Source organism: Methylobacterium sp. CCH5-D2, assembly GCF_001556475.1.
GTDB lineage: Bacteria > Pseudomonadota > Alphaproteobacteria > Rhizobiales > Beijerinckiaceae > Methylobacterium > Methylobacterium hispanicum.
In genome coordinates this window covers 1-6,186 of sequence record NZ_LSIX01000560.1, presented here as the reverse complement: position 1 = coordinate 6,186, position 6,186 = coordinate 1, and the positions used below count along the sequence as shown (strand labels likewise).

The following is a 6,186-nucleotide window of genomic DNA, read 5'->3' as shown; positions in this document are numbered from 1 at the left end:
CTGCCGAGGAAGAGGTTCGAGGTCGGGCAGTGCGAGAGCGCCGCGCCCGTGCGGTGACAGGTGCAGAGATCGGCCTCGTCCACGTGGATCGCGTGGCCGAAGACCGAGCGCGGCCCGACGAGCCCCGCATGGGCGTAGACGTCGAGGTAGCTGCCGCGTGCGGGAAAGAGCTCTTGCACCCAGGCGACCTCGGCCGGGCTCTCGGAGAGATGCGTCTGCAGATAGAGCCCGTCATGCGCCCGCAGCAGCGCGCCGGCCGCGTCGAGCTGCGCCTCGGTGCAGGCGGGGGCGAAGCGCGGCGTCACCCCGTAGAGCTGGCGCCCGCGCCCGTGCCAGCGGCGGATCAGCGCCTCGCTCTCCCGGTAGCCGCTCTCGGCGGTGTCGAGGAGGGCGGAGGGTGCGTTCCGGTCCATCAGCACCTTGCCGGCCACCATGCGGGTGTTGAAGCGCTCGGACTCGGCGAAGAACGCGTCCACCGAGTGCGGGTGGACCGTGCAGTAGACGGCGGCCGTGGTGGTGCCGCAGGCCAGAACCTCGCGCAGGAACAGCCGCGCCGTGTCCTCGGCGTGCCGCCGGTCCGCGAAGGAGGCCTCGGCCGGGAAGGTGTAGCGCTCCAGCCAGCCGAGCAGTTGCGCGCCGAAGGCCCCGACCATCTGGATCTGCGGGTAGTGCACGTGGGTGTCGATCAGACCCGGCAGGATCAGCGCGTTCGGATACTCCGCCGGCACGACACCCGGGGGCAGGGCGCCCTTCGTCAGCTCGTAGGCGCCGAAGGCGGTGATGCGCCCGCCCCGCATCACGACGAGACCGTCCTCGTGGTGGACGAGGCATTCGCGGGGCTCGGCCAGGAACGGGTTCGCCCGGAGGGTGAGGACCCGGCCGCGGACGGCACGCACGGTGTCTGCGGGCGCGGTCAGTGGGCGGCTCCGGTGGTGACGAACTTGACGAGGAACAGGGCGGCGATGAGCCAGACCACGGGCTTCACGTCCCGCGCCCGGTCCGTCAACAGCTTCAGCACCGCGTAGGTGATGAAGCCGAAGGCGACGCCCGTCGCGATCGAGTAGGTGAAGGGCATGAGCAGCGCCGTGACGCAGGCCGGGATCACCTCGGTGAGGTCGTCCCAGTCGAGATCGACCAGCTCGCGCAGCATCAGGCAGGCCACGTAGAACAGGGCCGGCGCGGTCGCGTAGGGCGGCACCGAGCCGGCGAGCGGCGCGAAGAACAGGCAGGCCAGGAATAGGACCGCCACCGTCACCGCGGTGAGCCCGGTGCGTCCGCCCTCCTCGACGCCCGACGCGCTCTCCAGGTAGGCGGTGGTGCTCGACGTGCCCAGCAGCGAGCCGGCGAAGATCGCCGCGGAATCGGCCATCAACGCCCGGTCGAGGCCGGCCGTGCGCTCCGGCGTGAGCAATCCCGCCCGGCTCGCCACCCCCATCAGCGTGCCGGTGGCGTCGAACAGCTCCACGAGGAAGAGCACCAGCACGACGTTGAGGATCCCGGCCGAGAGCGCGCCCGAGAGGTCGAGCGCCAGGAAGGTCGGCGCGATCGAGGGGGGCAGCGAGACCACGCCGCCGAAGCCGTTGCCGGCGACGAGGAAGCTCAGGACCGTCACGCCCAGTATCGAGATCAGCAGCGCCGCCCTGACCCGCCGGACCGAGAGCACGGCGACGGTGAGGAAGCCGAGGACGGCGAGCACCGTGCCGGGTTTGTGCAGGTCGCCGAGCGTCACGAAGGTCGCGGGGCTCGCCGCGACGATGCCGGCGCTCTTGAGGGCGATGATCGCCAGGAACAGGCCGATCCCGACGGTGAGCGCGATGCGCATGGAGCGCGGGATGCCGTCCACGATCACCCGGCGCAGACCGGTCAGCGTCACGACGAGGAAGCAGAGGCCGGAGATGAACACCGCGCCGAGCGCGGCCTGCCACGTGTAGCCCATGCCGAGCACGACCACGTAGGCGAAGTAGGCGTTGAGCCCCATGCCGGGCGCCATCGCCACCGGCCAGTTGGCGAGGAGGCCCATCACCAGGGAGCCGAGTGCCGCCGCGAGGCAGGTCGCGACGAAGACCGCCCCGCGATCCATGCCGGCATCGGCCAGGATGCTCGGATTGATGAAGACGATGTAGGCCATCGTCAGGAAGGTGGTCAGCCCGGCCAGGATCTCGGTGCGCACGGTGGTGCCGTGCGCGGAGAGCCGGAACAGGCGTTCCAGCGGTCCGCCGGTCGGCACGATGTCGGGTCTCGCGTCCATGCCGCTCAGATGCTCCGGCCGGTGGTGGCCTGGATCGGGCCGTGCGGCTCGTCGGCCGGCAGGGACACCGTGCCGGGGTCGTCCGGCCCGGCGGGCCGGAGATCGTTCGGAACGTCGTGCGTGTCCGGCATGGCGAAGCCGACCTCGGCGATCTCGGGGATGGCGGCCAGCACCGCCTCACCCCTGCGATACAGCAGGTCCCGCACGCTCGCCGAGTCCGCGGGCACGGCGTTCCAGGTCCCGTTCGCGCGCAGGCTGGCGGCGATGCGGTCGTCGGCGTCCGAGAGCGCGCGATAGCCGTCGGCGTGGACGTACGACCAGCCGGACCGCGGGGCCCTCGCGACGGGGCGGCCGCGCGGATCCGAGCGCATCACCCGGATGCGGGCCTTGCCGTAGGTCGAGGCGGTGAGCGGCATGCTGGGCTCCCGTCGGTTCGCGATGCGCTCAGTGGGCTTCGGCGGCGCGGGCCTGGCGGACCGCCGCGTCGCGGGCCTCCGCCCGGCCGCCGAGGCCGTTGAAGAACAGGTTCAGCCCGACCGCCGAGATGGCCGTGAGGAGGATGCCCGATTCCAGCAGCGGGTACAGCGCGTGCGGCATCTGCTTGAAGAAGGCCGGGGCGACCAGCGGGATCATGCCGCACGCGACCGAGACCGCGACGACGAACAGGTTGTTGCGGTTGCCCGCGAAATCGACGCCCCCGAGGATGCGCGCGCCGGTGGCGCCGACCATGCCGAACATCACGAGACCCGCCCCGCCGAGCACGCAGGGCGGCACCGCCTCGACGAGCGCCGCGAGCTTCGGGATCAGCCCGAGGCCCATCATGATCAGCCCGCCCGCCACCGTGACCCAGCGGGAGCGCACGCCGGTCACGCCCACGAGCCCGATGTTCTGCGAGAACGAGGTGTAGGGGAAGGTGTTGAACACGCCGCCGAGGACGGTGCCGAGCCCGTCCGCCCGCAGGCCCTTGGTCAGCCGCCGCTCATCGACCGGGTCGCCCGTGATCTCCGCGAGCGCCAGGAACATGCCGGTCGACTCGATCATCACCACGACCATCACGAGGCAGAGCGTGACGACCGAGACGGGGTCGAAGGTCGGCCAGCCGAACGCGAAGGGGCGCACCACGTCGAACCAGGGGGCGGCGGCGACGCGGTCCAGGTGGACGAGGCCCGCGAACCCGGCCACGAACATGCCGAGCACGATGCCGACGAGCACCGAGGCCGAGGCGACGAAGCCGGTGGCGTAGCGGGTGATGGCCAGGATCGCGCAGAGCACGAAGGCCGCGATGCCGATGTAGAGCGGTTTGCCGTAATCCGGGTTCCCGACACCGCCGGCCGCCCAGTTCACGCCGACGCGCATCAGCGAGATGCCGATGACGAGGATGATGGTTCCGGTCACCACCGGCGGGAACAGCGGCAGCAGCCGCCCGACCAGGGGCGCGAAGAGGAACCCGAACAGGCCGGAGGCGATCACGGCCCCGTAGATGCCGGCCAACCCGATCTCGGGATCGGTGCCCATGGCCACCAACGGGGTCACGGCCGCGAAGGTGACGCCCATCATCACCGGCATGCGGATGCCGACGCCCGGCAGGCCCCAGCTCTGGATCAGCGTGACGAGGCCGCAGGCGAAGAGGTCGGCGCTCACCAGCATCGCCACCTGCTCCGGTGAGAGCTTGAGGGCGCGCCCGACGATGAGGGGCACCGCCACGGCGCCCGCATACATGACGAGCACGTGCTGGAGGCCGAGCAGGCCGACGGCCCCGCGGGACAGCCTGCCCTCCACCGGCCGCGCCGCAGCCGGCGGTGTCGCGCCGGGTACGGCGGCCTCGGGCGAATGAGCCGGCAGCGGCATGCGATGGAGCCTCCGAAATCGACGTTCCGCACGCTTCTTCCCCGACGGCGGCTGTCGGCCCGTCATGCAGGCCATGTGCCAGATCCGGCCGCATCCCATGTCGATCCGCAGCGCCGAACGGAACAATCCTCAGCATTGGCAGCTTGAGGCGAGGGCCGGACCCGTGTCGGCGCCGGACAAAAACAGATTTGAACGGATCACGACGATGCGATCGACAATTCTCATTGCCCTCGCACTCGGCCTTCTGTCCGGCGGCGCCTCGGCGCAGTCGGTCGGCGCGCCGGCGGGCCGGGACCCGGTGACGGCGCCCGGCGGGACGCAGGGCGTGGCGGGCCCGCGCAACGTCCAGCGGGCCATCCGCCAGGGGGACGCCGTCCGCGCGCCGAGAGGCGTCGGCATCCGTGTCACGCGCAAGCGGTCGCGCTGACCGTCGCGGCCCGCGCCACCGGGCGCTGATCCCGGATCCGGCATCGCGACCCGGAAGACGTGGATCGACACGCCGGCCAGGAAGGTCTTGTCCTCCGCGCCGGCGCCGGAGCGTCAGGGTCCCACCCGACATCGCGGCCCTGCGCCTCGCGGTGCCCGAGCCGGAGAGGCACGGTTGCGTGCCGCTCGCGGCGGCGCCTCGGAGTTTCCGGACTATCGCGGCATCCGAGGCGGGCTTGCCGGCCCGGCCCGCCGGCCCAGTTCCCCGGGCGACCGGGGAGGGATCGGGTTGAGCGAGACGAAGACCGTCGCGGTGGTGATCAGCGGCCGGGTGCAGGGCGTGTCCTACCGGGCCTGGACCGAGCGCGAGGCGCGGGCGCGCGGCCTCGCGGGCCACGTGCGCAACCGCCGGGACGGCTCCGTCGAGGCCGTGTTCTCAGGCCCCGAGGCCGCGGTGGACGCGATGCTGGCGGCCTGCCGGCAGGGACCGGCGGCCGCGCGGGTCGCGGCGGTGGACGTGTCGACGCGGGCCGAGATCCCGGCGCCGGGGTTCCGGGTCATCGGCTAGACGGCTTCCGGCGGCACGGCCGGGCTGGTATGGCCCGGCGTCAACGATCTCCGGCAGACCATGACCGACCTGAAGACCGCCGCGGCGGCGCTCTCGCCGCTCGACCTCGGCGCACTCCTGTTCTTCGTCGTCGCCTGGACCGGTTACGCGCTCTCGGTCGGGCGCCTGCGCGGCCGGATGGTCTCGCTCTCCCAGATCATGAACCGGCAACGCGAGACCTGGGCCCGCCAGATGATCCAGCGCGACAACCGCGTGGTCGACACCACGATCAACGCCTCGCTGCAGAACGGCACGGCCTTCTTCGCCTCGACCTCGTTGATCGCGCTGGGCGGCGTGCTCACGCTCTCGCGCTCGGGCGACGACGTGCTCAACCTGTTCGGCGCCCTGGCGCTCGGCGGCGCCGCCACCCGGCTCACCTGGGAGATCAAGGTGGCGGGGCTGGCAGTGGTCTTCGTCTACGCCTTTTTCAAGTTCACCTGGGCCTACCGGCTGTTCAACTACGGCTCCATCCTGATCGGGGCGGTGCCGCCGAAGGGTTCGGGCGCGGACGAGGTCGCGATGCTGCGCGCGGCCCGCCGCGCCGCCGCGATGAACATCGCCGCCGGGCATCAGTTCGCCCGCGGCCAGCGCGCCTTCCTGTTCGCGCTGGCCTATCTGGGCTGGTTCGTCAGCCCCTACCTCTTGATGCTCAGCACGACCGCGGCGGTGCTGGTGATGTGGCGCCGCCAGTTCGCCTCGGAGATCCGAAGCGCGTTGCTGGAGGAGGACGAGGTGCTGAAGGAGAGCGTGCGATGAGCGGACCCGAGCAGAATCCGGACAGGAAGCCCGGCCGAACGGTGGACGAGGCCCTGATCGAGACGACGCTGCTCGACCTCGTGGACGGGCGGGGGCCGGGCAAGACGGTCTGCCCCTCCGAGGTCGCCCGCGCGCTCGGCGGCCCGCACCCGGACGGCTGGGGCCGGCTGATGCAGCCGGTACGGCGCATCGCCGTGCGGCTCGCCAAGGCCGGCCGGATCACGATCCTGCGGAAGGGGCGGCCGGTCGATCCGGACGATTTCCGCGGCGTCTACCGGCTCGGCCCCGCGGGCGGGGAGGC

Annotated in this window: 8 protein-coding genes; 4 read left to right on the top strand and 4 right to left on the bottom strand. The window is 72.0% G+C overall.

Annotated features, from left to right (window positions below; translation table 11 throughout):
- The 4 genes from guaD to AX737_RS14345 all read right to left on the bottom strand — a co-directional run.
- A partial coding sequence (guaD, locus tag AX737_RS14360; protein WP_156453718.1) for a guanine deaminase occupies positions 1–896 on the bottom strand: 896 nt, incomplete at its 3' end.
- Between the two features lie 17 nt (positions 897–913).
- A complete protein-coding gene (locus AX737_RS14355; protein ID WP_066922390.1) occupies positions 914–2,248 on the bottom strand; it encodes an NCS2 family permease in 1,335 nt (444 codons plus the stop codon).
- Positions 2,249–2,253: 5 nt separating this feature from the next.
- Positions 2,254–2,664: a hypothetical protein gene (locus AX737_RS14350; protein ID WP_066922388.1), complete on the bottom strand. Its 411-nt coding sequence runs from the start codon at positions 2,662–2,664 to the stop codon at positions 2,254–2,256.
- 28 nt (positions 2,665–2,692) lie between these two features.
- Positions 2,693–4,096 (bottom strand): nucleobase:cation symporter-2 family protein, encoded by a 1,404-nt coding sequence (locus tag AX737_RS14345; protein ID WP_082773047.1) that lies wholly within the window; start codon positions 4,094–4,096, stop codon positions 2,693–2,695.
- A 97-nt stretch (positions 4,097–4,193) separates the two neighbouring features.
- Here AX737_RS14345 and AX737_RS14340 point away from each other — a divergent pair, with 97 nt between their 5' ends.
- The 4 genes from AX737_RS14340 to AX737_RS14325 all read left to right on the top strand — a co-directional run.
- Positions 4,194–4,523 carry a hypothetical protein gene (locus AX737_RS14340; RefSeq protein ID WP_308445276.1) on the top strand — a complete coding sequence of 110 codons (330 nt, stop codon included), beginning with the start codon at positions 4,194–4,196 and terminating at the stop codon, positions 4,521–4,523.
- Between the two features lie 288 nt (positions 4,524–4,811).
- Entirely contained in the window at positions 4,812–5,090 is a 279-nt protein-coding gene (locus AX737_RS14335; protein WP_066922385.1) for an acylphosphatase, read from the top strand.
- A 60-nt stretch (positions 5,091–5,150) separates the two neighbouring features.
- A complete protein-coding gene (locus AX737_RS14330) occupies positions 5,151–5,885 on the top strand; it encodes a DUF599 family protein (RefSeq protein WP_066922383.1) in 735 nt (244 codons plus the stop codon).
- Positions 5,882–6,186 (top strand): DUF3253 domain-containing protein (locus AX737_RS14325; protein WP_066922381.1); only part of this gene is annotated, 305 nt, incomplete at its 3' end. The genes AX737_RS14330 and AX737_RS14325, both read left to right, overlap by 4 nt.

What these genes read in the sequence shown, in the direction of transcription:
- AX737_RS14355 (WP_066922390.1), bottom strand. Translation starts at nt 2,248, where the DNA reads ATGGACGCGAGACCCGACATCGTGCCGACCGGCGGACCGCTGGAACGC.
- AX737_RS14350 (WP_066922388.1), bottom strand. Translation starts at nt 2,664, where the DNA reads ATGCCGCTCACCGCCTCGACCTACGGCAAGGCCCGCATCCGGGTGATG.
- AX737_RS14345 (WP_082773047.1), bottom strand. Translation starts at nt 4,096, where the DNA reads ATGCCGCTGCCGGCTCATTCGCCCGAGGCCGCCGTACCCGGCGCGACA.
- AX737_RS14340 (WP_308445276.1), top strand. Translation starts at nt 4,194, where the DNA reads ATGTCGATCCGCAGCGCCGAACGGAACAATCCTCAGCATTGGCAGCTT.
- AX737_RS14330 (WP_066922383.1), top strand. Translation starts at nt 5,151, where the DNA reads ATGACCGACCTGAAGACCGCCGCGGCGGCGCTCTCGCCGCTCGACCTC.